Origin of the sequence: Pseudomonas sp. JH-2 (assembly GCF_036231725.1) — a bacterium.
In the GTDB taxonomy this organism is placed as follows: domain Bacteria; phylum Pseudomonadota; class Gammaproteobacteria; order Pseudomonadales; family Pseudomonadaceae; genus Pseudomonas; species Pseudomonas delhiensis.
On the sequence record NZ_JAZAQP010000013.1, the window covers coordinates 62,824 to 87,444 of the forward strand.

Here is a 24,621-nt window from a genome sequence, read left to right on the forward strand (position 1 = left end):
GGCGTGCCTGCCTGTTGTGCACCATATGGGTGCGTCAGGTGTCCCGCAAGGCGCGGCTTACTTGCCGGTCTTGATGGTGGTCCAGTTGCGGGTCATCAGGCGCTGGGTGTTGGCCGGCAGGTCCGGGAAGGCGTACAGCTTCTTCATCACCTCTTCCTTCGGATAGATGCCCGGGTCGTTGCGGATTTCCTCGTTCACCAGCGGAGTGGCCGCGGCGTTGCCGTTGGGGAAGGAGGTGACGTTGCTGATCTCGGCGATGACCTGCGGCTCGAGCAGGAAGTTGAGCCACTGCAGCGCGCCTTCGGGGTTCTCGGCATCCTTCGGAATGCCCACGGTGTCGAAGAAGGCGCCGGCGCCTTCCTTCGGAATGTTGTAGAGCACGTGGACGTTGTTCTTCGCCTCGGCGGCGCGGGCCTTGGCCTGGTAGACGTCGCCGGAGTAGCCGACGGCCACGCAGATGTTGCCGTTGGCCAGGTCGGAGATGTACTTGGAGGAATGGAAGTAGGTGATGTACGGGCGGATCTTCTGGTACAGCGCGGTGGCCGCCTTGATTTCCTTCGGATCGTTGCTGTCAGGCTTGTAGCCCAGGTAGTGCAGGGCCGCCGGCAGCATCTCGGTGGGCGAGTCGAGGAAGCTCACGCCGCACTGCTTCAGCTTCTGGATGTTCTCGGGCTTGAACACCAGGTCCCAGGAGTCCACCGGGGCGTTGTCGCCCAGCACGGCCTTGACCTTGTCGGGGTTGTAGCCCAGGCCGATGGTGCCCCACATGTAGGGGATGGCGAACTTGTTGCCCGGGTCGCTGATCTCGAGGGTCTTCATCAGGTCCGGGTTGAGGTTCTTCCAGTTCGGCAGCTTGGACTTGTCCAGCGGCTGGTAGACGCCGGCCTTGATCTGCTTGGCGAGGAAGTTGTTCGACGGCACCACCACGTCATAGCCCGACTTGCCGGCCAGCAGCTTGGCCTCGAGCACTTCGTTGCTGTCGTAGACGTCGTAGACGACCTTGATGCCGGTGGCCTTGGTGAACTTGTCGACCGTGTCAGGGGCGATATAGTCGGACCAGTTGTAAACGTGCAGCACTTTGTTGTCCGCCTGCGCCATACCAGCCACAGCGCCCGCCAGAGTCACGGCGAGCAGGGTCTTGCCGAAGGTCTTGAACATGCAGGTTGCTCCGATTTTCTTCTATCCGTGCGGTAAGTTGGGTCTTCCGCATGGATCGACAGCAAGAACCATTCCCGATAATGGCTCCCGGCCATTGCCCGGCCGCCGGCCCGCGGCGGCTCTAGCCTGGAGGTCAGGGGCGGAAACAGGGCTGGCGGGCGCGGCGACGGAATTCCGGCACCGCCTGTTACAAGGCGTACCGTCGTGCCAGGTGGCTCAATCGAGCCGGTAACGCGCGAGGTCCTGCGCGGAAAGCACGCGCATGCGCCCTGGCTCGATGGCCGCCATGTCGTCCAGCAGGGCGGTGGGCACATCCATCTCGCGCAGATAGGCGGCCGGGCTGTAGCGGCTGGCGCCGTCGGCCAGCCAGGAATCGCCGCCGGGGAAATAGGGGCGGTGCAGCCCGACATAGCCGCGCACCCGGCGCGTATGCCCGGCGGCCAGCAGGTAGACGCAGGTGCCCTGGCACACGCTGTTGCGCGGCACCCAGGTGTCGAACCCGGCTTCGCGCAGCAGCCGGCCCATCTTGATGGCCTCGCCCAGGCTGCCGCCGATGGAGTCGAGCAGGGCGATCTTGCGGGCGAACTTGCCGGGGTTGTGCTTCAGCCCCTGCAGCAGGCGCTCGTAATCCCCCGGCGCGATGTCCTCGGTGATGCGCACCGCCAGGGTGAGCCCCAGCGACTTGTTCTGCACCGGCGCAACCTCGACCCGCGCGAACGCCGCCGTGGAACACAGCAAGGAAAGGCCGAGCACGGCCGCACGCACCAGGGTATTGCCCATGAACCTGCCTCACCCCCAACCCGGGGAAATCGATGGGAGCGGAAGATACCGCCGATGCTGGCATTTGGCACCACCCGCCGCTTCCGAATCGGCGAATGCCCCCAACTGAAGCACCAAGGCTTCACTCCGCCCGCGCCTTCTGGTAAAAAGGCACCCCCAAGCGGGCGTCGTATAATGGCATTACCTGAGCTTCCCAAGCTCATGACGAGGGTTCGATTCCCTTCGCCCGCTCCAGAACACCCTGCCAAGCCCCTGAAATGCCTAGCGTTTCGGGGGTTTTGCTTTTTGGAGGGCGGGAAGGTGTCGAAAAAGTGTCGAATATGCAACGCCTTCCTCTGGAATCGCGCCTCTAGCTCACACGTTAGTCTGCCTGGCGATGATCGGAGTACAGGTGGGGCTCTGAAACCTGCGCAAGCTAGTATCATGTCCGCTTTTGAAAATGCTTAGCCGAGGTTTCCTAAGTGGCATTTCAGCCAACTCAGTTCGCTCTTCCCATTCCTGATTGCCCAATCAGGGAGGCCGCCGAAGCTCTTGCAACTGGCGGAGGAGTAGAAGCCCGCGGAGCAATTTTCACTCGTGCAGAGATCGTCGACTTCATCCTGGATTTGGCTGGCTACACCAACGATCAGCCACTTCATCGAATGCGCCTGCTAGAGCCTTCCTCAGGAGCTGGTGATTTTCTGCTGCCAATCATACGCCGGCTGATTCAGGCGTGGCGCGCAGCTAAATCCAAGGGGACCGCCCTAGAGGATCTGGGCAATGCCATCAGAGCGGTTGAGCTCCACCGAGAAACCTTCAATGCCACATGCCAAGCAGCCTTAACCTTGCTCGAAAACGAGGGGATAGCACCTGACGAGGCTAAATGCCTAGTAGATCGCTGGCTGCTACAAGGTGACTTTCTGCTGACACCACTAGAAGGTGAGTTCGATTTTGTCGTCGGCAACCCGCCATACGTTCGCCAGGAGTTAATCCCTGCGCCGTTGCTCGCTGAATACCGCCGCCGGTATCAGACTCTCTATGACCGTGCCGACCTTTATGTGCCCTTCATCGAGCGGTCACTGTCATTGCTCGCAACCGGCGGACAGTTGGGCTTTATTTGCGCTGACCGGTGGATGAAGAACCGCTATGGTGGCCCTCTCCGTAATCTGGTGGCCAAGCAGTTCCACTTGAAAAGCTACGTGGATATGACCGGTACGCCTGCGTTTCACACGGATGTGGTCGCTTACCCGGCCATTACCATCATCACGCGGGAAAAGCCGGGCCCAACTCGCATTGCCCACCGCCCAGAAGTTGAGCGAGCTTACCTAACCTCCCTTAGGGACCTCCTCTGCTCTCCTGCCTTGCCGAGCGACACCACTCTGGTTAGGGAACTGGCTCGCGTCCCTAATTGCGATGAGCCTTGGTTGCTTGAGTCCTCCGACCAAATGGCTTTGATTCGTCGAATCGAGGAGCAATTCCCTCTCCTCGAGGATACCGGCTGCAAGGTCGGAATTGGAGTCGCGACTGGTGCCGACAAAGCCTTCATTGGCGACTTTGATCAGCTCGATGTCGAAGCAGATCGCAAGCTACCGCTCGTAACAACCAAAGACATCATGTCTGGTGAAGTCGAATGGCGAGGGCAAGGCGTCATCAATCCCTTCAAGGACACCGGTGGCCTAGTCGATCTCAATGACTACCCACGTCTGCGACGTTACTTGGAGGTGCGACGCGATGTGATCGCTGGGCGCCACTGCGCAATGAAAACACCAGACAGGTGGTATCGCACAATTGATCGAATTACACCATCCCTAGCCAGCAGACCAAAATTACTAGTCCCTGACATTAAGGGTGAGGCCCACATAGTTTTTGAGAATGGCGAGTTTTACCCACATCATAATCTTTACTTCATCACGTCAGATACGTGGGATCTGCGGGCACTCCAAGCCGTAATGTTGTCCGCGATCTCCAGGCTATTTGTAGCAACATACTCGACCAAGATGCGCGGTGGCTTCTTGCGTTTCCAGGCCCAATATTTGCGACGCATCAGGATTCCACACTGGACACAAGTCCCTGAATCACTGCGGACCGAGCTAGCTACTGCTGCTGAAAGTTTAGATTTGGAAGCCTGTAATCAAGCCGTTTTTAAGCTCTACGAGCTAACCCCGGAAGAAGTATCTGCCATAGGAGGCAATGGGAAGTAGATGGCTTTAGATCTTGTAGATTATGAATACAATGCACAGGAAGCGGTTAAGGCATTCTGGGGCAATCGGGAGGCCGCTCGACAGAGGCAAGCGGATAACGGAAATATCGATCAAGGTGAGCGTGCTGGTGTCACCGATGGAAAAAACATGGATGGTTTCGTTGGCCTCATTAAAAAGATCGTAATGGCCAACGGACTCGCCCACGCCCAAATCCATCTGAATAAAAGCGCCCTGACGCTACCAGGCTATTTTCGACCGACCAAACTCTGGGACATATTAGTAACCCATAATGGTCAATTGATTGCCGCAATTGAATTGAAAAGCCAGGTCGGCCCATCCTTCGGCAACAACTTCAACAACCGAACCGAAGAAGCGATTGGCACTGCTCACGATCTTTGGACGGCTTACCGTGAGGGCGCATTCGGCAAAAATCCTCGCCCCTTTGTAGGTTGGTTGATGCTCGTCGAGTACGCGGAGAAATCCATAACTCCCGTGAGAGACGCCTCACCTCACTTCCCTGTATTCCGAGAGTTTCAAGGCGCCTCCTACCTAAAACGATACGACATACTATGCCAAAAGCTTGTCCAAGAGCAGTTATACACAGCCGCGGCGTTAATTACGTCACCACGTGTTGCTGCTCAGACGGGAGAGTTCGGGCAAATGTCTGAAATGACATCGCTTAAGACCTTCGTTACCACTCTGGCGGGCCATATTGCCACTACAGCTGCGCGCCTGAGTTGACATATCAGATACTCTGCCAAGCCCCTGAAACTCCAGTGCTTTTCGGGGGCTTTGCTTTTTCGGGGTGGGGTGGGTGTCGAAAAAATATCGAGATCGCACTACCAACCAAGATCAGGATTGACCTCTCCGACCTTTACACTGTACTTCTCATAACCAATTTCGATTTCCACTTCCCAATCCTTAGGGCCAACCTCTGGTGCCACATTTGAAAGGGAAACATATAGCTCTACTATAATTTCCTCTTCTTTCTCGAAGCTATCAGTGCCTATGGATACCTCTTCACGATCTATCGAGTCCCAGGCGAAGTAAGTAGCCGCCACATCAACGGAAACCTTAACTACTGCCTCCAGCTCAACAACCCAAGAAGTCGGTTCACCATCGACACTCCAAATATGGAGAGATTCAGAATTCAACTCATAGCTGAGCATCTTCGCGCCGTATACTTCGCCCTCCACCCTATATGCCGAACCGGTATAAATGTCATTAACATCCCATGGCGAATTTCCGACATGCTCTTCCAGTTCAGCACGCAACTGCACCCTCAAGTCCGATTTGTTATCTTCAACAGCCAAGAGTAGCCGCCTCTTAACAGACTTTGATATTTCATCAGTAGCGGCAAAAAGAGCTGTTAGCTCGTCCAGTGACTTTACACAGTAGAGATGATCTGACTCAGCTGCATACATACGCCAGCCTTCATCACCAGACGCAACGATACCTATCGCCCCGTTCTCTATAGCATATTGTTCAAGAAGCAAAAGCGACATCGCATCGGGAAACTCAGATTTCTTGTTCTTCGAAGTAGCAAAGGGTGCGCTAGAGGAAAAATACAAATCAAAAAGGTCAGCTGATATTTTCTGGTTGGCTATTTCTAAGACCCCGCCACGACACCGGTTAGCATAGTCTTCGACTCTCTTTCTAAACTCTAAGTGCGCACTTTTCTCGATAGATAAATCAGCTATCGCTCGCTCTAATCCAGTAATATCTGCACTTGTGATTCGACCAATTTTCTCGGCACTGCTCTTGAGCTGCAGCGAAGCCTCTAGAACCGGCTCCATCATGTGCTTGACAACTTCCCGGACAACGACCTCTGAGAATTCCAGACACATAGATGGTGGCAGCTGCTTTGGCAGTTGATTCAAAGCTCCTTCATCAAACCTATAACCAGCGGCCTGAATCAAGTCTGTATCTATAGAGAAGAATGAAATTTCCCCACTCCAAAGCTTTGATGCCTGTGGCGTTCCCTTCGGCATGATCAACTCCTTTTTTGATCTCACATCATATTGCCACACCGCCAAGGTATTTCACGCTGCTTAAGAAAAAAGCACCAACGGATTTAGCTTGACCGCCTCCCCTAGATGATCTCGTGAAAGATGCGCATATCTCATCGTCATCGATAGGGACGCGTGCCCCAGGATATGCTGCAACGTCACGATATGACCACCATTCATGATGAAGTGACTCGCGAACGTATGGCGTAGCACGTGGCTGGCCTGCCCTCTCGGGAGCTTGATCGATGTGGACAGGAGCACGATACGGAACACACCAAGGCAGTTGGTAAACGGTCCGTGAGTCTGCCAGTGCTGGCGAACCTCTTTGGCCAACCCTTCCGAGATCGGCACCGAGCGAACACGCTTCGACTTAGTGTTGGTGAAGGTGACTGTGTTGCCTTTCAAGTGATCCTGGGTAAGTGCCTGAGCTTCGCCCCAACGTGCGCCAGTTGCGAGACAGATGCGGGCAACCATCTTCGGATGCGGTGACGTGGTGCGAGCATCTAGCGCGGCCAGCAACTCGGACACCTGATGCTTGGTCAGGTAGGACAGCGACTTTTCCTGAAGCTTTAGCGGGCGCATGCGTCCGATGGGGTTCTCGTAGTCGATGGTTCCCAGTTGCCGGAGCTCGTTGTACATCGACTTGAGGTAACCAAGCCGGTTGTTGGCGTATTTCCCCGACATGCCTTTAGCTACCTGCAAGGAGCGCACACGAGCAACTTTTGCCGGTTCCAGAGATACCGCTATCGGATTGCCCAAATCCTTCGCTATCAGCCGCAGAATCGCCACACAGCGCTTACCGTTCGCGAGAGTCTGGCCATGCAACTCGTACCAGAGTTCGACCAGTTCGGACAGCTTACGGCGGTCCTTGGGCTTGATCGACCAACTCGAATTCTCGGCGCACTTCTGGCGCACATTAACTTCAAACTGCTGCGCTTCCATCTTGGTTTTGAATCGCTTGCGGAAACGCTTGCCCTTGATCGGTTCGACATCGACGAACCAGCGGCCATCGGGGAGCTTGGTGATGCTCATCAGACGGCATAGCCCTTCTTCAAGTACCTCTCGCACATGAGCCGGTGCACATGCCGTTCGAACTCTTTCAGAGTCCACCCTTTGGCCAGGTAGTGATCCTCGATCACGTGCCAGAACTCCAATCTACGGGCGGACTCGATGGCCTTTTTTGCCGGGACACGCTCGCGGGCGATGAGGCTGATGAACTGGCCCAGGAACATCTCGCAGTTGCGGCCGGAGAAGCCTTGCGCGGTCTTGTAGTAGCGCCGGTATTCAGTCCGCTCGATAAGCGGATCGGCTTCCACCTGGACCTTCACATCCTGGGTGATGAGGCTCCAGAACGGATCGAAGGTGGTGCGCGACTCCAGCAAGCGGAAGTTCTCGCACGCGTACTGCCAAAGGCCCTGGAGGTGCGGACAGAGGCCTTCGTAGGTGCTGCACCCGATCACCTCGCCAGAGGACAGCGTAGAGCCCTGCGCGAACTGCTCGACCACCGAGTGATGGAAACGGAACTCCAGGCGCCACACCGTTTCCAGCGGGTTATAAGCGGGTTCGCCATCGCCGAAGGGATCGCCGTTCAGGGTGGCCCACACGCTTTGCCAGTAGTCGAGCTTGTCGGTGGCCCGAGCCTGGAGAGTCTTGTTGTAAATGCAGAGCTGCACCCCCGTGGTCGAGCCGAACATGAAGGTTTCCCCACGCCCGTACACCGAGGCGTTGCCGTCGAACTCGATCCGTTGAATCCCGCTAATCTGGCGCACGCGATGGGCGCGGCAATGCATCATGTCGACCAGCTCGGCCGGAGGCGTCCAACCTTGCACGTCAAGGGCGATATGGACGGCGCACTGATTGGTCTCACAGGCGACGAGAACACCTGCGGCGAGGTCGTCGAGCACACCTTGCAAGATGTGAGGATCGGCGCCATCTAGGGCGTGGGGCGATACCTCGATCTTCAGATGTGGGCCGATGTTCTCGACCTTCACGTTGTGGTTCTTGATGAGCAGGATGAGCCCCATGTCGGCGTTCTGCAGCCGGTACTGGTAGCCCGAGTCGCGGCCAATGCGCCCCTTGATCCACTGGTAACCCGCGAACTCCACGAGGTCTTCTTTCTCTTCGAAGATCGCCATGACCTCGGGGCGAATCTTGCCGTTGTAGAGCTGGCGAACGGTATCCACGCCACAGCGCAGGAAACGCACGCCGGACAGATCAGTCCACTTCACGGTCTTGTCGTTGAAGAACAAACGCCCTTCGGGCGACTCGTAAACCTGCCCATCCGGCTGCATCACGACACGGACTTGATGGCTCGGCTTGCTCATCTTCAAACACTCCAAATAGCAACGAATCGAAACGGGGTTAAATGGGCTTTCTGACGTGTTACAGGGACGTCGGCCGCGCTTCCGGCCTCCCGCTCGTGCCTTACGCTCCCGGCCGTCCGCGCGGCTCGCGTTCCGAGGGGAGCCTTCAAAACGGCACCACTGGCGTTGGCGTCATCAACGCGATGGCCGAGGTGAAGCCGAGCACGTAGGCCAGCACCAGCAGCCCAAACGCACTCATCCAGGCAGAGAGATTCATTTACTGTTCCTCCAGGGGCGTGAGAGGTATTCGCTGTCGGGCACGATAGTCAGGCTGGGGCCGCCTGGATTGGCTTCGGTGGGTGCGGGTGTTGGTGGTGATGTCGCGGGCGTGAGGGGTGCCCCACCGGCCACCGCCATTTGCTGGGCGGCCTTGGGCGGGGTTCCGACGCACGTAATGAGGCCGTCCCACTTGTCGTAGTGGGCCTCGACAACGCAAATGCCCTTGCCCTTGAAGCGGTAACCGGAGGCGATCATCTGCCAGGAATTCAGCTCCAGGCGCCGGCCTTCCGTGTCCGTCAGAGCAAACAGGTACAGGTCGCCGCGCTTGCGGTCGTTGACGAAGCCGATGATCGAGATTTGCCGGTCGGCAAAGGGATGGGCATTCAGAGGAACAGCTGGAGCAGCCGGCTGGCCAAGAATAGGCACAGCAGAAACAGCGCCACCCGCGCCAGGATGCGCAGGGCCAGCCACCGCAGGACGCGCACCAGCGGCCGCAGGATTGGCCACAGCGCCCGAGGCAGGCGCCGTATCAGGATGAACGTCTGCCTTCCCGCTGCCACCACCCACGACCCGCAGAGGCCCCATAGAGAAAACAAACACAAGCAGGCCGGCCAGCAGTGCCAGTAGAAGAACCAACTTAGGCGACCGGAGCATACTTTTGCCGGCCTTGGTGTCCTGGGTTTTGCCGGTGGCGGTGGACTGGTAGAGCGCGAAGGTCTGCTTCTTGATTCGCTTGTATTCGATGATGGTGCCATCGGCGGGCGGGCGGTTGAGCTGGGCGTCATGCTGGGCCTCCTTGTAGCGGCCAGGGATGCCAATGACCGCGAGGTTCGAATGCCGGTAGGCCATCTCGCAGGTCATCCGAATGTCATCGCGGATGTAGGAGATGTTCGGGGTGGTCAGAACAATGTCCCAGTTGAAATGCCGGTGCCGGGTCCAGGCATCCAACCAGCCCATGGGCCGATCCGCCTCATGCGCTGCCTCGGGGCCGCCAGGGAAGTCGAACTTCTCCAGGTCCTTCTCGCGCCAGGATTTGGGAAACAGCAGTTGGGTCTCATCGAAGATCAGGAAGGCGCCCCGCGGTGCCCACTGGAACCACGTGCGCATCTTCTCCAGGTCGGCCAGCGACTCCAGATCGAGGTTGATGATTTCGGCCGTGTTGGGCAGGTCCGGGAAGACCTGATAGGCCCGCTCCAGAGTGAAGCCCCGCACGTTGGTGATGATCACCCGACCATCCTTCAGGGCCGGGACCGCATCGTCCTGAATCGCGCCAGAGGTCTTGTACGAGCCGTTGGGCCCGTGGTGGATTTTGATCGACATGATCAGCGCCCCAGGAACGGCACGAAGCGCATGCAGAAGCGCGTCGACAGGGCGGTGAAGATGATGTTCAGCGCCTGCGGCACACCGAAGAACTGGAGTCCCGCCGCGACCGGCGCCGGCAAGGCTGCATACATCGAGCGCACCATGGCATTGACACCCAGACTATCGATCAGCTCCCGCGCCACGGTGTAGCCGACGTCAGCCAGGAACAGCAGCCCTTTGACCCAGGAGTAGATGGCGGCCTTGGTCAGCACCACCATGCCGTCCTTGATGAAGTCGTAGATACCCTGCGCGAAGAAGTCCCAGAGGTATTGGAAGAACGCGAGGATTTGGTCGAACGCACCGGTAAGCCAGTCCATAGGTCAATCCTTCAAGATGACGAAAGCGGCGATCACCGAGGCAACCAACAGCAGCGCGTTGCGCATGCCGGCCAAGGTGTCGGTGTAGGAGTCGAAGCACAGGCTCATGGGCCTGCCAAAGAGGGTGAAGCTGTCGCACGGCAGCGAGCCGCCACCGGTCCCCAGGTTGAGGTCGAACACGCCCTTGAGCGCTTCAGTGTTCTGCCGGACCTTTTCCTTCAGCTCGGCTTTAGCCTGCTCCAGGCGCTCGTCCCATTCGCTGTTGGCACCGTCCCAGTTGCCGGCCTTGGGCTCTTCCAGCGAGTTGGTCAGGCCGTCATCGGTGCCGTCGTCGCCGTTGCCATTGTTGCCGCCACCACCGCCGCTGCTGGAGCCGTCCCCCTCACCGGCACCCTCGCCACCGGAGCCCCCGCCTGAAGAGCCACCATCGCCACCACCGGACGAGCTGCCGCCGCCGCTGGAACCGCCACCGTCAGGGTTTTCGTTGCCGTTGCCGGTCGTGGGGAAACACGCAGTACCCGACCACGAATAGCCATCCGGGCACTTGTCGTCTGGGTCCACGTCAGGCGTGGTCTGTTCGGCGTTGGTGCAACCGACCGTACCGTTTTCGGTCTTCTCGCATTTGAAGTTCTTAGCAAGCTCGTCGAGATAATCCTGAATATCCCGATCAGGGTTGCCGGAGTTATCGGACATGTCGTCATTGCCGACCGGCTTCATCTCAACATCACAGGATGTTTCAGTGCAGTTCTTAGGCTCCCCCGGCTCATATATGCAGCCGTCCTTTATGTCTGGATCAAGGGCAAAGACCGTAGCCCCATCGCTAAAGGAAAATTGAACCTTCTTGGTGTAGGCGCTCTGTGCGAGGCAGTAGCCGTCCGACACTTTGCACTCGCCAGTCTGGCTGTTGTAGACGTTTATCTCCTCACAAGTACCAACTTTCTTCACCCATACCGGGGAGACAGCTCCGTCATTCGTCTTGATATAACAGGCACCATCCGTTGAGCGAACTTGAACATGATCAAGTGTGCCCGGCTGATTCCACCTTTGAGGAATCTGCGCAGCGATCAACTCACAGGCGGACACTAGGCTCCTTTGTGGTGCAATCCACTCTTGCGTCCACATCACTCCCGCAAATGACGTTAACGAAGTGGATACCAAGAGTAAGAGAAGCCCGAGCCTAAGCAGGCGCATAACAGTACCTCCGCCAATAAAAAGCCCCTGCGGAACAACCGAAGGGGCTTCCGCGCAGTCAGGCGGTTAGAAGAATTCGCCAGTCCGGTAACCGGTGATGAAGGCGCCGGCGAAGAACGCCCCCAACCACACCGACCAGAGCACGGCTTAGGCCTTGCGGAGCATGCCGAAGATCAGCGCGGCCACCGCCAGGACCACCAGACCGCCCGCGACGTAGCCGCCGACGGTGGACATGTCGGCCTTGCCGTCGCTGAAGGTGGTGGCGATTTCGCTGGTGTCGATGATGGTGGCGGCGAACACCGGGGTGGTGCTGGCAGCCACGGCACCGGCGATGCACAGGTTGCGGAAGGAACGGATCGGGTTGAATTTGGCGACGTGTTGCTTGATGCCTTTCATGGTTATTACCTCACTTTGCTCTTCTGAGAATCGACGCGAGCCAACCGACGATCAGCCCGGTCACGAAACTCCCCAGGACACCCGCCGCCCCTATGGCGAAGGCTTCCGGGGAGAAACCACCGTTGACGAGGATGTCTACGTATCCCGCTGCCTCCGGTGGAATCAGGTAGGCCTGTTGCCACTCGATGTTCTGGCACTGCATGAAGCCGTCCGCGGTGGACGTCCATGCGGTGCAGACCTGAACAGCAACCACGCCTGACATTCACTCGCCCTCTGCGTCGTTCAGCTCGGTCAGCTCCAGGCAGTCCGGGCAGAGGTGCGTTTGCGGTTCGGGCAGCAGGGCGGGGGCGATCACGGGTTCGTCCCAGCGATGGCCCATGGGCTCGCCGCAGCGATCACAGAACACGTAGCCGTCCACGCTCATGACACCCTCCAGGCTCAGGACTTGGCCGGGGTGTCCGGCTTGTCCTGGGCGGGTTGTTGGGGTTGGCGGGCGGATTGCTGAGCTGCGCTCGGGCGAGCCGCAGCAGGTTCGCCAGAGGCCTTGCCGTTCACTTCCAGCAGGTCGGTCAGCACCTGGGTGTTCTTGGTGTTGCCGAAGCGGTCCTTGGTCGGGCGAACCACCGTGGAGAACTTGCAGCGCAGCGGCTGGCCCTGGAACACGATGCCGTCGAGCAGAGTGGGCTCTACGTCGTACTGAGTGATTTCGAAGCCCTTGGCGTTGCCGCGAGCCCCTTCCGGGATCGGCGAAATGGCTTGGACGCTGGCGAAGATTTCGCCGGTCTTGCTCGAGGTGTAGGTGTCGGTCTGGGTGACCCACAGTTCAACGATTCCGCCAGTGGTCGCAAACATGTTCATGTGAAGCTCCTTTTGCCTTTTTCGGGCATGAATTGGCCCGCTGCTGCAAATTGGGCGCGTTGGTGGCCGTCTTTCAGCGGGTGTGGTGGTGCCTGGGTTTTGCGGTGGTGCGGGTGGCGAGTGGGGTTAACACCAAGGGCTCTGCCCTTGTCATCCCGCTCTCGCCGCCGAGGGCTCAGGAGCGCGGGGCGGTGGAGCTGCCCCACACTCCCGAGCGGAGGCTATTCAGGGCGGGGCGCGGTCAAGGGTGCGCTTCGCCCGGCGCTCCGTTTGTCCGAACGGGAAAGCGCGTTCGGACAAGCCGGTGCGGCGGCCCTGGACCGGGTTGGCCTTGTTGCAGGCGATGGCCAGGGCGAGGAACAGCACAGTGATGGTACGAAGGGTGCCGTCGGGGTCGGGGAAGACCAGATCGGACTCAGGTTCGGATCCACTCTTCGTCGGTGGAGGAAACGCAGCTATCACCCAAAACACGACGGCCAACGGAGCGAACAAGAACGCCAAGTCGAGAAAATCAGGAAGCATGATTCAGACCTCCAGTTCGAATAGTTCGCGGATCGGCACGAAGGGCGTCGGCTTGCCGCTGTCGTACACAACGTGCCAGTACTTCGGCGGACGCCGGGCGGGCATGTGTTTCTCGCAGGTAAAACCCCGTTCCACCCGGTAGGTCGAGTGGATCGAGCGCCACACTCCCCGAACGAGTGCCATCGTAGTAACGACCGGAAAAACCTTTGTGCGGCGGCACTCGGTGCAGGGTGTGAACAGGGAGAGAGCGGGCTTGGCCATCTCGCGACGGGACCAGCAGACAGAGCAGTTGCAATCCTCGGGGTGCAGGTGGCGCAGGTACTTCGACAGGACCGACATGAACCACCTCCTGAGCTTTCTCATTACGTCCGCGGAGGTCCCACGGCCAAATGCACGGACCCACGTTCAAACGCGACGGGAAAGACTCGCCGCGATGAACAACCGCGTTCCAAATCAGCCGCTCAAGCTGGCGCCGCTCGCCCGAAGTGAAGACCGCCGCCGAAACCAAACCGTCCAGGAACCCAAACGCCTTTGCTACTTGAAATCTATAAAGGCTCTCTTCATCAGCACCCAACAACGGATTAGCTCCGCGGATGCACACCAAGATGCTCAGGAAATCGCACAGGATTTGTCCGTTCATGCAGTCCACTCCTGTTCCAGCAACCAAGAACGAAGCAGCGCGCTGTTCACCATGCGCAGCTTGCCCAGCTTCACGGAAGGTAGGACGCCCCGGTACACCCAGGCGCGAGCGGTGCCGAAAGTCACGCCGTTGCGCTCTGCCCACTTCTCGATGGGTTCCACGTCCTGTTGCGGCCCTACCAGGGCTGCGGGATTCAGCTCTTCCAGTTCCATGCTCGTTCCGTCACTATTCGTCGCATTGCAGGTATGCACCTGCCCCAACAAATGACAAATAATTTGTCATATGACGAATGTAGGGACAAATAGTTTGTCAGTCAAATTATTTGTCTTCTCTTATAGAGCTTTTTGGAATGATAGAGGATCGCCTTAGAACACTGGTTCGCTACCTTGGCGCGACAAAGCTTGCCAACGCGACCAGCATCGAGCGCAGGCGATGGCAAACCGTAGCTACAAACCATGAGGTAAAAGCACGCATTGAAGACATGGAAGAGCTACTAAAAGCCTTTCCTCAATACGAGCTATGGCTATGGAAAGGAGAAGTGGATCCTGCCAACGGGCAGACCGCTCCAGGCTATGAAGAAGCCGATGCCAAATTAGCAAAACCCAGCGCGGGATAGAGCTAACACGGAAAGCAGCACTGCGTTGGTTCAGCAGCAAGAAGGTAGAAAACTCAGACTAGAGGAAACCGGCCAAAATCGGCGAAGGCGGAAACAGGAGCAACCAAAATGGGATTAATGGATAGAGATTGGTTCAGGGATGAAAGCCGCAGACGCGAAGGACTACCGCCGAGAGACAATGGTGGACGCAACAATGGCACCAAACGCCCTCATAAAACCCGCTGGTCGACTTCTACCGAAGATGTTGCAAAATTCAAAAATGCCCCCCAACCCATACCATATTAGTTGCACGCTATGAAATGCCAATAAGAGCAAAGATAAAAAGACTTTCGCACTTGGATTTACTCTGGGTGCTGTCACATGTGTAGCATTATTCGTCACCCTCTATCTATGAAAATAGATTAGCGCAAGAATGGAGCTAGAGATGGATTACTCAATTGACAACTTTTGGAAGATGAAATTCTCAGGAGTTGAGAGATGCACAGGGCTGTCCACATATAACGGATGGATTGGTGTTACTCCACCCGATGATTCTTATGTAGAAGCAAAGCTTAGCCTGCGCGAAGGCTACACAGATGTAGGTCAACCCATCTGGTTAGTTGCAGCTCCAGGGGCAGTCGGAAAATCAACACTAGCGAAAGAAATATGCGCTAGAACCGGCGCCATTTACTTAGACCTAGCCACTGCGGCAACAGTGGGGGGGAACTGCATTACCGGTGGTCTTGTTCATACAGGTGCGTTGGATGCGTGGCGATCTGGAAAGGCAGCATTAGTAATAGACGCGCTTGACGAAGCAAGGCTCCGTGTAACCCAGCCAGCTTTTGAAGATTTTCTAAAAGATATCGTTGAAGTAGCAAGGCTGGGGAGCTATCCGATAATACTACTTGGAAGGGTAGGTATCATCGAAGAAACCTGGACGACTTTCAATGAACTGGAAGATATAGAGCTACCGATTTTTAATATAGATCTTTTTGACATAGACCAAGCAAAGGTATTTGTAGCTCGTAGGCTAACTAGACTTGCAAGCCTAAGGCATTCGAATAACGAGTTAGAATACCCGCACTTGGAAAAACTGCAAAATCAACACCAAGCAGTCTATAGCGAAATAGTAAACTCTGTAGTAGATGGACTGCAAGGGTTGGCTGGAAATGAGTCAAAAAGCTTCGTGGGTTACGCCCCAGTCCTAGATGCAGTCGCAAAAGTCATCGCATCAGAGACTAACCCATCACGTTTAGGTGACGAACTTCAAAATATTCTTGAAGGTGAAGTTTTAGTACGGCTCGGTGACGAGATTCTGCGGCGCGAATCGAAAAAACTCGAAGACCAACTTCGTATTAGCATTCATCAGCTACCAGATGAACTATACAGCCCAGAGGAACAGCTAAAACGACTAGCGTGCCGTCTATTCAAACTAACCCCCCCAATATTACCCGAAAACATTCCAGCACAACACGCTACAGCATACATGGGGGCTGTTGAGAGCCTTTTACCTCAGCATCCATTCCTCGACGGTGCTGGCTCTGCCCCCTCCAACGCTGTATTCGCAGCATATATTGTAGTCGCGGCACTACGAAGCGATGATTCAACACTGCGTGCTCGCGGGGAAAATTACTCGACCTACATGCAACATACTCCTAACCCATTTTTATATGACTTCTATCCCCGAGCCAATGGGGATATAGTGCCAATTGCTCATGTCGGGCTTCTTTATGAATCGGTGCTCGCGAAATCAAAAATGGGTGACATTGTAAGCCTGGCGATAGATGAAGGGGATGACAAAGTACTGGAGGTTGAGATAATTAAAGGAAGGGCTGATGAAGAAAATTTGGATGTGGAAACATTCAATGCGGACTCATCAGGCATTCTAGCTTTTGGTCGACGTGTCTCAAATATCTCAGTAGATGCATCAGACCTATTTGTAAGTTTAGGAACTGGTGATACATTAGAGCTTAATGCCCCGATTGCAATAAACTGCAGTTTTTTGGAGGTTAACTGTAAGAATATTATTGCAAAGGGTGAGCCTGAAACTGCTGTTGTGCTAGAGTCCGAAGAGGTATCGGCTTCCGCAGTAACAACCTCGCCTGTAGTTAGAGGGGGAGTGCAGCTCATGGTAAGTTGGCCTGGATCAAACATCTTCCCGTGGACAAGTTACAGTGCTACTGAAACAAACCAAGAGGAAGAGAGTTTAGGGAACATTATTCGTGTGTTTCGTCGTCTAGTAATGGCATTTAGATCTCACAGCAAAGGAAGGCTAGCTAGATATAAAAATAAAATAGAGCACTCACGAATGCTGAAAGGAAGTCAAGGGAAGGCTCTACTTGCGAAGCTGCAAGCCGATAAGATAGTAAGCTTAGAAAAGCATATGTATTATCTAGATGCTAACGCTCTCGGCGCCAAGACCGGCGCGTCGTTCTTGGATGTAAACCTGAAACGCTACTCCAATAAAACAACTGAGTATTTAAAGGCGATAATATAAAAAAGCAAGGCTGGCGCACCAGAATTTTTGGTGCGCGGAGCCTAATAATGAATTTCGACCTCGATCAATCGTTTAGTCAAACTAAATCGTAAATTTATATCAATAGGTCAAAGGGTTTTGATAAGACTGAGAACTTTCGCCTAGCTGTCGAAAAAATGTCGAAATCACAGACACGCACTGTGCCGAAAAGAAACTCTGAGACAGAGGAAATGCTGCGCTGAAACGAATTGAAACGCTCTAGAACGCCGTTCTAGAGGGTTCGATTCCCTTCGCCCGCTCCAGAATCCTTGCAAAGCCCCCGGCAGCGTCAGTTGCCGGGGGCTTTGCTTTTGGGGCTGGAAAGTTCCGAAGGAAGACTGAGGGCAGAAACTACGGGCTGATCCTCACCGCCTGACTATCGCAGTTTGCTATGTCGTCGGTATTGCCATAGCATATCGAACATAGCATTTTGCGATGAAACGTCAGGCATGCACGTCATCACCCAAAAGCGCATCTGGGAGGCCCGGCAGAAGTGGCCCCACGCGGCCACTGCCCTGGAGGCCTGGTACCGGCTGATGCGCCGTGTGGAGCCGGGGGATTTCGCCGCCATGAAGCAGGCTTTTCCCAGTGTCGACAAGGTCGCGGACAAGCATGTGTTCGACATCGGCGGCAACAAGCTGCGCCTGATCGCCGTGGTGGATTATCAGTTCAAGAAGGTCTTCATCCGCGCCGTGCTCGATCACAAAGAGTACGACCGCGACCAGTGGAAGTGAGGTGGACAATGAGTGCGATCCTGAAGCAGGCGATGGAGCACTGGCGCTATGTCGCCCCGCTGCTGTCGCCGCCGCAGAGCGAAGCCGACTACGACGCCCTGGTCGCCACCCTGGATGAACTGCTCGATGAAATCGGCGGGGTGGAAGGCCACCCGCTGGCGGGCCTGGCGGCGCGCATGGGCGATCTGGTCAGCCAATACGACCTCGAGCACTACCCCATCCCCGATGCGCCAGGGCACGAGGTGCTGCGCTTCCTGATGCAGGAGCATGGCCTCCACCAGGACGATCTGCCCGAGGTAGGGCCGCAGTCGGTGGTCTCGGCGATCCTGGCCGGCAAGCGCCAGCTCAACGTACGCCACATCCGCGCCCTGGCTGCCCGCTTCAACGTGCCGGTGGACGTGTTCTTCTGAGTTTGGAACGCTGACAGGCCGGATCAGTGAACGGCACCTGGCGTACCTAGGCGGCGCCCACGCACCCGATCTCTTCCTCCCGACGAGGGCTTGGTGACACACGACCACCAGGCCTGGACCTCCGTCGCCTCCCTGGCTGTGAACTGCATTCACACCCCCTATGCCCCCAACAGGGATTATCACCCCCCCGCAAGCTCCCTACCCTGCGCAGACCAAGGCCCATGAGGCCCTGGACAATCACAAGAACAATCCTGCGTGCCGAGGTGCTGTCGATGAACGCGACGCCTGAGAACCCACCCAAGAACCGCCTGGGCCACGGCCTGAAGAGTCGCCAGGTGACCATGATTTCCATCGGCGGCGTGATCGGCGCCGGGCTTTTCGTCGGTTCCTTCAATGCCATCGCCACCGCCGGGCCGGCGGTGTTGCTGGCCTATCTGCTGGCTGCGGTCATCGTCGTGCTGGTGATGCAGATGCTCGGCGAGATGGCCACCGCGCGGCCGGACACCGGTTCCTTCTCGTCCTATGCCGACCAGGCCATGGGGCGCTGGGCCGGGTTTTCCATCGGCTGGCTGTACTGGTGGTTCTATGTGCTGGTGATCAGCATCGAGGCCATAGTCGCCGGCAACATCCTGGCACCCTGGCTGGGCGTCGCGCCCTGGGTGGCGGCGCTGGGCATCACCCTGGCGCTGACCTTGTGCAACTGCCTGAGCGTGGGCAACTTCGGCGAGCTGGAGTACTGGCTGGCGTTGTTCAAGGTGGTTTCCATCGTCGGCTTCATCGTCCTCGGCGTGCTGGCGATCCTCGGCTTGCTGCCGGGCTCTTCCACCTCCGGCGTCCGGCACCTGTATGCCGACGGCGGCTTCATGCCCAAGGGGCCGGTGTCGGTGGTGGCCGCCATGCTCACGGCGATGTTCAGCTTCCAGGGCAGCGAGATCGTGACCATCGCCGCCGCCGAGACCAAGGAGCCGCGCGCCAACATCCGCAAGGCGATCCGCGCCGTGGTCTGGCGCCTGGGGCTGTTCTACCTCGGCTCGATGCTGGTGGTGGTGTGCCTGGTGCCGTGGAACGCGCCGGGGCTGGCGCAGGGTTCGTACCAGTCGGTGCTGGCGGCGATGAACATCCCCTATGCGCCGCAGATCATGAGCGTGGTGGTGCTGGTGGCGGTGAGCAGTTGCCTGAACTCGGCGATCTACACCGCCTCGCGCATGGCCTATTCGCTGGCCTACCGGGGCGACGCGCCGCGCGCCTGGGGCCGCACCAGCCACCGCGGCGTGCCGCTGGCCGCGGTGCTGAGCACAGCCGGCGTGGCCCTGCTGGCGCTGGGCGCGAACTACCTGCTGCCCAAGGAGGTGTTCGACTTCCTGCTCGCCTCCAGCGGCGCCATCGCCCTGCTGATGTACCTGGTGATCGCCGTCACCCAGCTGTGCATGCGCTGCAAGCTGCGTGCCAGCGGCGAGCCCCTGGCGGTGGAGATGTGGGCCTTCCCCTGGCTGACCCTGGCGACCATCGCGCTGATCGTCGGCATCCTGGCGATCATGTCGGTGTTCCCCGGCCACCGTGGCGAGCTGCTCACCACCCTGGGCCTGAGCGCCTTGCTGGCGGGCATCGGCCTGTACCTGCAGAAGCGCCAGCCGCAGCTCTCCGCGCAGCGCGCGCGGGGCGGCTTCGGCGAGCTGGCGGCGCTGTGACGCCGCTTCACAGCGCCTGTGCCGGCGGCCCGGTTTTTCCGCCGCCGGCGCACACCTAACCTGCTCGTGGCGGGGCTCGCCGAGCCCGCCACGGACTTCCCCAACTGCCTGATAGAGAGTGACCGATGAGCATCGCGATGAAGCCGGACGAACTGGCGATTCCCTACCAACTGCCGCAAGTGCCCTTCATGGCGCCGGACATGGTCCTGCCCGGCGTGCTGGACCAGTGGCTGGAAGACGACCAGCTGTGGGTCCCGGTGACCGCCAGCGTGTCCTTCAAGCCGTTGCTGCTGAGCGTGAGCGGCGGCTACTACATCAACCTGCTGCGCGTGCGCCAGAGCGGCGTGCTGTCGCGCCATCGCCACACCGGCGGCGTGCACGCGCTGGTGCTCAAGGGCCGCTGGTGGTACCTGGAGCACGACTGGGTCGCCGAGCGGGGCTCCTTCGCCTTCGAGCCGCCGGGCGAGACCCACACCCTGTTCGTGCCCGAGGACGTCGAGGAAATGATCACCTGGTTCCACGTCCAGGGCGGCTACACCTACGTCGACCCGCAGGGCGTGGCGGTGGGCTACGAGGATGTCTTCACCAAGCTGGAGGCGGCGCGCCGGCACTACGCGTCCATCGGCCTGGGCGAGGACTACGTCGAGCGCTTCATCCGCTGACGCAGGCCGGCGCGGCGGGCGCTATGCTCGCCGCCACGGCGCATCGAGGACCGGACATGGACAACTATTCGCAACTGCTGGCCTTCATCTGGGCGGTCGAGCACGGCAACTTCTCCGCCGCGGCGCGCGCCCACGAGATGACCCCTTCGGCCATCAGCAAGCTGATCAGCCGCCTGGAGGACCGCCTGCGGGTGCGCCTGTTCCAGCGCGGCACGCGGAGCCTGGCGCTGACCGAGGAAGGCGCCGCCTACCTGCGCAGCGCCCGCGCCGTGGTGGAGGCGATGGCCGAGGCGGATTCGCTGGCCGAGGCGCTGCCGACGCGGGTCAGCGGCACCCTGCGGATCCACACCATGACCACTTTCGCCAAGCACCAGATAGCGCCCTGGTTGCCGGAATTCCTCGACCGCTACCCGGCGCTGCAGGTGGAGATCCAGGTCGGCGCGCAGTATGTCGACCAGTTCGAGCAGGGCCTGGACCTGGCCATCCACAGCGGCGTATTGCCGGACTCCAGCCGGGTGACCCGGCGCCTGGGCGAGACCCAGTGGATCACCTGCGCCGCCCCGGCCTACCTGGCGCGCTGCGGCACGCCCCGCCACCCACGGGAGTTGCTGCAGCACCGCTGTTTCCAGTTCAGCTTCGACAGCCCGTGGAACCGCTGGAGCTTCCGTGCCGGCGAAGAGCGCCTGAGCGTTCCGGTGGCCCCGGCGGCGACCTTCGCCCAGGGCGACCTGCTGCGCGACATGGCCCTGGCCGGCGCCGGCATCGTGCGCCTGGCCGACTTCCACATCGGCGCCGACATCCGCGCCGGCCGCCTGGTGCAGGTGCTGGAGGAATACCCCAGCGACCTGCGCGAGCCGGTGTACCTGATCTATGCCAACCGCAAGCACCTGAGCCCGAGGATCAAGGTCTTCCGCGACTTCCTCGAACAGCGCCTGCGCGAGGCCCCCTGGAGCCTGCCCTAGGGCAGGCCCTTCCGACCCAATCACGAGGCGCCCGCCCGGCGGGCGCGATGCAGGAGTAGACCATGACCCATCTGGTGGGTGACGTATCCAGCGCCGCGCGCATTCTTCCCGACCTGGACGGCGAGAAGCTGTTCATCCAGCGGGGTAGGGGAGCCTACCTCTGGGACGACCGGGGGCGGCGCTACATCGATACCGCGCTGGGCTTCGGCGCGGTGCTGCTCGGCCATTCGGAGCCGGCGGTGATCGAGGCGGTGGGCGCTGCCCTGCAGGACGCCGCCGCGCCGTCCTGGGCCCACGTGCGCGAGCACGCCGCCGCCGATTGCCTGGCGCGCCACGGCGGCGCGCTCGACAAGGTGATCTTCACCAACTCCGGCAGCGAGGCGGTGCACCTGGCCTGCCGCGCCGCGCGCGCCCATACCGGCCGCCCGCGCATCGCCAAGATGGCCGCGGGCTTCGACGGCTGGTTCGACGAGGTGACCCTGGGCAACGTCGGCTCCGCCGAGGCCACCTTCGCCCCCGGCCAGCGCCCGGCGAGCGAGCGCATGACGCTGCTGCGCTACAACGACTTCGACGACGTCGAGCGGCTGTTCGCCGAGCACCGGGACATCGCCGCCGTGCTGCTCGAACCCATGCTGGCCAACGCCGGCTGCATCATGGCCGCGCCCGGCTACCTGGCGCACGTGCAGCGCGTGGCCCATGCCCACGGCGCGCTGGTGATCAGCGACGAGGTGCTGATGGGCTTCCGCCGCCACCCCGGGCTGAGCAGCCTGTACGAGGGGCTGGACCCGGACCTGGCCAGCGTCGGCAAGGCCATCGGCAACGGCGTGCCGGTCTCGGCCGTGCTGGGCAAGGCGCACATCCTGGCCGGCTTCGAGGAAGGCCGGGTGCTGCGTGGTGGCACCTTCAGCGGCAACCCCATGGCCTGCGCGGCGGTGCAGGCGACCCTGGAGCAGTTGGCCAGTGCCGACTACCCCGCCCTGACGGCACGCGGGGATGCCCTGCGCACCTGGCTGGTGGAACTGTTCGAGCGCCACGGCCTGCCCCTGGCCACCAGCGGCTATGGCAACGTCTTCGGCCTCTGGCCGGCCGAGCAGGCGCCGAGGGACTTCGACGAAGCCGCGCGCGTCGCCAACCCCGCCTTCAGCAAGGCCCTGCACCTGGAACTGCGCCGCGCGGGCCTGCTGCTGATGCCGTCACCGTACGGCCGGCTGTACCTGTCCTTCGCCCACACCGATGCGGTGGTCGAGGAGATGAAGGTGGCGTTCGAGCAGGCGGTAGGGCGTTTGGCCGAGATGCTCTTGTAGGAGCGAGCTTGCTCGCGAACAAGCGCGGTGCCATGCGGTTCGCGAGCAAGCTCGCTCCTACGAAAAGCTGTGCTCGCCTGGAACGTAGGACCTTGTCCGCGATAGCCGGCCGTCCCCGGCGCGATTCGCGGATGAGATCCGCTCCTACGCTGCCCCACCCACGCCGTTCCATTGTAGGAGCGCGCCCTGCGCGCGAAATCGCGGGCAGGGCCCGCTCCTACAGGTTGTGGGGACGCGAGGTGTTTCTCTCGTGAGTGGGCCCGTTTTCAGGCTTGCTGACGGGCGCTTTCCTGCAGTCGCCTGGGTTCGGCGACGGCTTCCTCGCCGGCCAGCTTCTGCGCCGCTGGCTCGTCGTCGGCATTGACCGAGCGGCGGAAGCCCTTGATGGCTTCGCCGAGGTCGCTGCCCAGGTGCTTCACCCGCTTGCTGCCGAAGACCAGCAGCGCCACCAGCAGCAGGACCAGCCAGTGTTTCCAGTCGAATATGCCCATCACCATGCCTCCAGGTCGCGGTTCGGTGGTCGTTATTGGCGCCTGCATTCTTGGTGGGTGGGCCCTGGCGCAGAAGGCACTATCCAACAGATAACCTGGACTTTTCATGGATGGCGCCAGTGGCTGGAGACTTTTCCGCGGAAAGCGGAATTTTCTTAAGAGTATTTACTTGGTTTATCTGAAGTTTATTTTCAAGTTATTGATTTTAAAGTAATTAATGACTGGCATGGTAATTGATTAGTGTCGCCGGCACGGCATGCGGAAGCGGCCGCGCGCCACTTCAATAACAACAAAGGCCGGCACTCATGTTCGACAAGACCCTTCGCCTTCGCGTATCCCGCCTCGCTTGCGCCATGCTCCTGGCTGGCGCCGCCACCTCGGCCCTCGCCACCGAGGGCGGCACCTCCTCCTGGCCCATGGGCATCGAGATCTACGGGATGGGCATCCTTCCACCGCCTGGCACCTACGCCCAGCTGTTCGCGGGCAACTACCTGGCCGATACGCTGCGTGACAACGGTGGCCACAAGGCCGCCGACATCGACCTGCGGGTCTCCACCCTGGTGCCGCGCTTCGTCTGGGTCACCGAGCAGAAAGTCCTGGGCGGCGACCTCGGGTTCCACGCCCTGCTACCGCTGACCGACATGCGCCTGAACATCAAGAATGGCCCCCACGACCACAAGCGCGGCATCGGCGACGCCCACCTGGGGCCGGTGATCGGCTTCCACCCGAGCGAGAAGTTCCACGTGGCCACCGGCGTCGACTTCGTGCTGCCCACCGGCAGCTACGACAAGGACGACATCATCAACCTGGGCACCCACTACTACACCGTGCAGGCGGTGCTGGCGATGACCTACGTGGACCCGACGGGGCCCAACGCCGACATCCGCCTGATGCACGACTACAACTTCGAGAACCGCGCCACCGACTACCAGTCCGGCCGCGAGCTGCACGCCGACTACACCCTCGGCTGGGGCATGGGAAATGGCTGGGTGCTCGGCGTCGGCGGCCACGCCTACCAGCAGATCAGCGACGACAAGCTCGATGGCCACGAAGTCGAGGATTCCCGCGGGCGAAGCTTCTCCATCGGCCCCGCGGTGCAGTACGCGAGCAAGGATGGCTGGTTCTTCAGCGCCAAGTGGCAGGACGACTCGGGCGTGCGCAATCGCCCGGATGGGCAGACCTTCTGGTTCAAGTTCACCACGCCGCTCTGAAGGGCGGGGCGCGTGTAGGGGCGGACCTTGCCCGCGATGGCCGGAGGTTCCGGC

General features: G+C 59.4%; 27 protein-coding genes and 1 tRNA gene. 12 read left to right on the forward strand and 16 right to left on the reverse strand.

What is annotated here, in order from left to right; translation table 11 throughout:
- Positions 1-57: 57 nt before the first annotated feature.
- Together VV867_RS11690 and VV867_RS11695 are read right to left on the reverse strand one after the other, a co-directional pair.
- Positions 58-1,158, reverse strand: coding sequence for a polyamine ABC transporter substrate-binding protein (locus VV867_RS11690; protein ID WP_109936377.1), 1,101 nt, complete (start codon positions 1,156-1,158; stop codon positions 58-60).
- A 216-nt stretch (positions 1,159-1,374) separates the two neighbouring features.
- Complete coding sequence (locus VV867_RS11695) at positions 1,375-1,938, reverse strand: hypothetical protein (protein ID WP_328566440.1); 564 nt, start codon at positions 1,936-1,938, stop codon at positions 1,375-1,377.
- A gap of 160 nt (positions 1,939-2,098) precedes the next feature.
- On the opposite strand from VV867_RS11695, the gene VV867_RS11700 reads away from it, so the two are divergent.
- The 3 genes from VV867_RS11700 (at position 2,099) to VV867_RS11710 (ending at position 4,859) form a co-directional block, all read left to right on the forward strand.
- Positions 2,099-2,172: transfer RNA gene (locus VV867_RS11700), tRNA-Gly, on the forward strand.
- Between the two features lie 227 nt (positions 2,173-2,399).
- Complete coding sequence (locus tag VV867_RS11705; protein WP_328566441.1) at positions 2,400-4,118, forward strand: Eco57I restriction-modification methylase domain-containing protein; 1,719 nt, start codon at positions 2,400-2,402, stop codon at positions 4,116-4,118.
- Positions 4,119-4,859 (forward strand): PaeR7I family type II restriction endonuclease, encoded by a 741-nt coding sequence (locus tag VV867_RS11710; protein ID WP_328566442.1) that lies wholly within the window; start codon positions 4,119-4,121, stop codon positions 4,857-4,859. It begins immediately after the preceding gene.
- Positions 4,860-4,957: 98 nt separating this feature from the next.
- On the opposite strand, the gene VV867_RS11715 is transcribed toward VV867_RS11710, so the two are convergent.
- The 13 genes from VV867_RS11715 to VV867_RS11775 all read right to left on the reverse strand — a co-directional run bounded on the left by VV867_RS11715 (position 4,958) and on the right by VV867_RS11775 (position 14,207).
- A complete protein-coding gene (locus VV867_RS11715) occupies positions 4,958-6,109 on the reverse strand; it encodes a PIN domain-containing protein (protein ID WP_328566443.1) in 1,152 nt (383 codons plus the stop codon).
- A gap of 60 nt (positions 6,110-6,169) precedes the next feature.
- A complete protein-coding gene (locus tag VV867_RS11720; protein WP_328566444.1) occupies positions 6,170-7,159 on the reverse strand; it encodes a phage integrase in 990 nt (329 codons plus the stop codon).
- Positions 7,159-8,451 carry a hypothetical protein gene (locus tag VV867_RS11725; RefSeq protein ID WP_328566445.1) on the reverse strand — a complete coding sequence of 431 codons (1,293 nt, stop codon included), beginning with the start codon at positions 8,449-8,451 and terminating at the stop codon, positions 7,159-7,161. Before VV867_RS11725 ends, VV867_RS11720 begins: the two co-directional genes overlap by 1 nt.
- A gap of 252 nt (positions 8,452-8,703) precedes the next feature.
- Positions 8,704-10,029: a zonular occludens toxin domain-containing protein gene (locus VV867_RS11730; RefSeq protein WP_328566446.1), complete on the reverse strand. Its 1,326-nt coding sequence runs from the start codon at positions 10,027-10,029 to the stop codon at positions 8,704-8,706.
- Positions 10,030-10,031: 2 nt separating this feature from the next.
- Positions 10,032-10,388 (reverse strand): DUF2523 family protein, encoded by a 357-nt coding sequence (locus VV867_RS11735; RefSeq protein ID WP_328566447.1) that lies wholly within the window; start codon positions 10,386-10,388, stop codon positions 10,032-10,034.
- 3 nt (positions 10,389-10,391) lie between these two features.
- Entirely contained in the window at positions 10,392-11,471 is a 1,080-nt protein-coding gene (locus tag VV867_RS11740; RefSeq protein ID WP_328566448.1) for a hypothetical protein, read from the reverse strand.
- A gap of 255 nt (positions 11,472-11,726) precedes the next feature.
- Positions 11,727-11,975 carry a major capsid protein gene (locus tag VV867_RS11745; RefSeq protein WP_328566449.1) on the reverse strand — a complete coding sequence of 83 codons (249 nt, stop codon included), beginning with the start codon at positions 11,973-11,975 and terminating at the stop codon, positions 11,727-11,729.
- A 10-nt stretch (positions 11,976-11,985) separates the two neighbouring features.
- Complete coding sequence (locus VV867_RS11750; RefSeq protein WP_328566450.1) at positions 11,986-12,237, reverse strand: hypothetical protein; 252 nt, start codon at positions 12,235-12,237, stop codon at positions 11,986-11,988.
- Positions 12,238-12,399 (reverse strand): hypothetical protein, encoded by a 162-nt coding sequence (locus VV867_RS11755; protein WP_328566451.1) that lies wholly within the window; start codon positions 12,397-12,399, stop codon positions 12,238-12,240. It abuts the gene before it with no gap.
- A gap of 14 nt (positions 12,400-12,413) precedes the next feature.
- Positions 12,414-12,833, reverse strand: coding sequence for a DNA-binding protein (locus tag VV867_RS11760; protein WP_328566452.1), 420 nt, complete (start codon positions 12,831-12,833; stop codon positions 12,414-12,416).
- Positions 12,834-13,058: 225 nt separating this feature from the next.
- The gene (locus VV867_RS11765; protein WP_328566453.1) at positions 13,059-13,355 is read right to left on the reverse strand and encodes a hypothetical protein; all 297 of its coding nucleotides are present in this window, start codon (positions 13,353-13,355) and stop codon (positions 13,059-13,061) included.
- A gap of 3 nt (positions 13,356-13,358) precedes the next feature.
- Positions 13,359-13,694, reverse strand: coding sequence for a lysogeny maintenance protein PflM (pflM, locus tag VV867_RS11770; RefSeq protein WP_328566454.1), 336 nt, complete (start codon positions 13,692-13,694; stop codon positions 13,359-13,361).
- Between the two features lie 297 nt (positions 13,695-13,991).
- Entirely contained in the window at positions 13,992-14,207 is a 216-nt protein-coding gene (locus VV867_RS11775) for a DNA-binding protein (RefSeq protein WP_328566455.1), read from the reverse strand.
- Positions 14,208-14,344: 137 nt separating this feature from the next.
- On the opposite strand from VV867_RS11775, the gene VV867_RS11780 reads away from it, so the two are divergent.
- From VV867_RS11780 to VV867_RS11815, 8 genes are all read left to right on the forward strand, one after another.
- Positions 14,345-14,611 carry a DNA-binding protein gene (locus tag VV867_RS11780; protein ID WP_328566456.1) on the forward strand — a complete coding sequence of 89 codons (267 nt, stop codon included), beginning with the start codon at positions 14,345-14,347 and terminating at the stop codon, positions 14,609-14,611.
- A gap of 424 nt (positions 14,612-15,035) precedes the next feature.
- A complete protein-coding gene (locus VV867_RS11785; RefSeq protein WP_328566457.1) occupies positions 15,036-17,087 on the forward strand; it encodes a hypothetical protein in 2,052 nt (683 codons plus the stop codon).
- Between the two features lie 467 nt (positions 17,088-17,554).
- Positions 17,555-17,839 (forward strand): type II toxin-antitoxin system HigB family toxin, encoded by a 285-nt coding sequence (locus VV867_RS11790; protein WP_089394197.1) that lies wholly within the window; start codon positions 17,555-17,557, stop codon positions 17,837-17,839.
- Positions 17,840-17,847: 8 nt separating this feature from the next.
- Positions 17,848-18,249 (forward strand): helix-turn-helix domain-containing protein, encoded by a 402-nt coding sequence (locus VV867_RS11795; protein ID WP_089394196.1) that lies wholly within the window; start codon positions 17,848-17,850, stop codon positions 18,247-18,249.
- 272 nt (positions 18,250-18,521) lie between these two features.
- On the forward strand, positions 18,522-19,937 hold the full coding sequence (locus tag VV867_RS11800) for an amino acid permease (protein ID WP_328566458.1): 1,416 nt from the start codon (positions 18,522-18,524) through the stop codon (positions 19,935-19,937).
- A 125-nt stretch (positions 19,938-20,062) separates the two neighbouring features.
- Positions 20,063-20,599 carry a 2,4'-dihydroxyacetophenone dioxygenase family protein gene (locus VV867_RS11805; protein ID WP_275627466.1) on the forward strand — a complete coding sequence of 179 codons (537 nt, stop codon included), beginning with the start codon at positions 20,063-20,065 and terminating at the stop codon, positions 20,597-20,599.
- A gap of 56 nt (positions 20,600-20,655) precedes the next feature.
- Positions 20,656-21,561 carry a LysR family transcriptional regulator gene (locus tag VV867_RS11810; protein ID WP_328566459.1) on the forward strand — a complete coding sequence of 302 codons (906 nt, stop codon included), beginning with the start codon at positions 20,656-20,658 and terminating at the stop codon, positions 21,559-21,561.
- 62 nt (positions 21,562-21,623) lie between these two features.
- The gene (locus VV867_RS11815) at positions 21,624-22,865 is read left to right on the forward strand and encodes an aspartate aminotransferase family protein (protein ID WP_328566460.1); all 1,242 of its coding nucleotides are present in this window, start codon (positions 21,624-21,626) and stop codon (positions 22,863-22,865) included.
- Positions 22,866-23,131: 266 nt separating this feature from the next.
- On the opposite strand, the gene tatA is transcribed toward VV867_RS11815, so the two are convergent.
- Complete coding sequence (tatA, locus tag VV867_RS11820) at positions 23,132-23,356, reverse strand: twin-arginine translocase TatA/TatE family subunit (RefSeq protein ID WP_275627463.1); 225 nt, start codon at positions 23,354-23,356, stop codon at positions 23,132-23,134.
- A gap of 353 nt (positions 23,357-23,709) precedes the next feature.
- Here tatA and VV867_RS11825 point away from each other — a divergent pair, with 353 nt between their 5' ends.
- Positions 23,710-24,567, forward strand: coding sequence for a SphA family protein (locus VV867_RS11825; protein WP_256595968.1), 858 nt, complete (start codon positions 23,710-23,712; stop codon positions 24,565-24,567).
- Positions 24,568-24,621 lie beyond the last annotated feature (54 nt).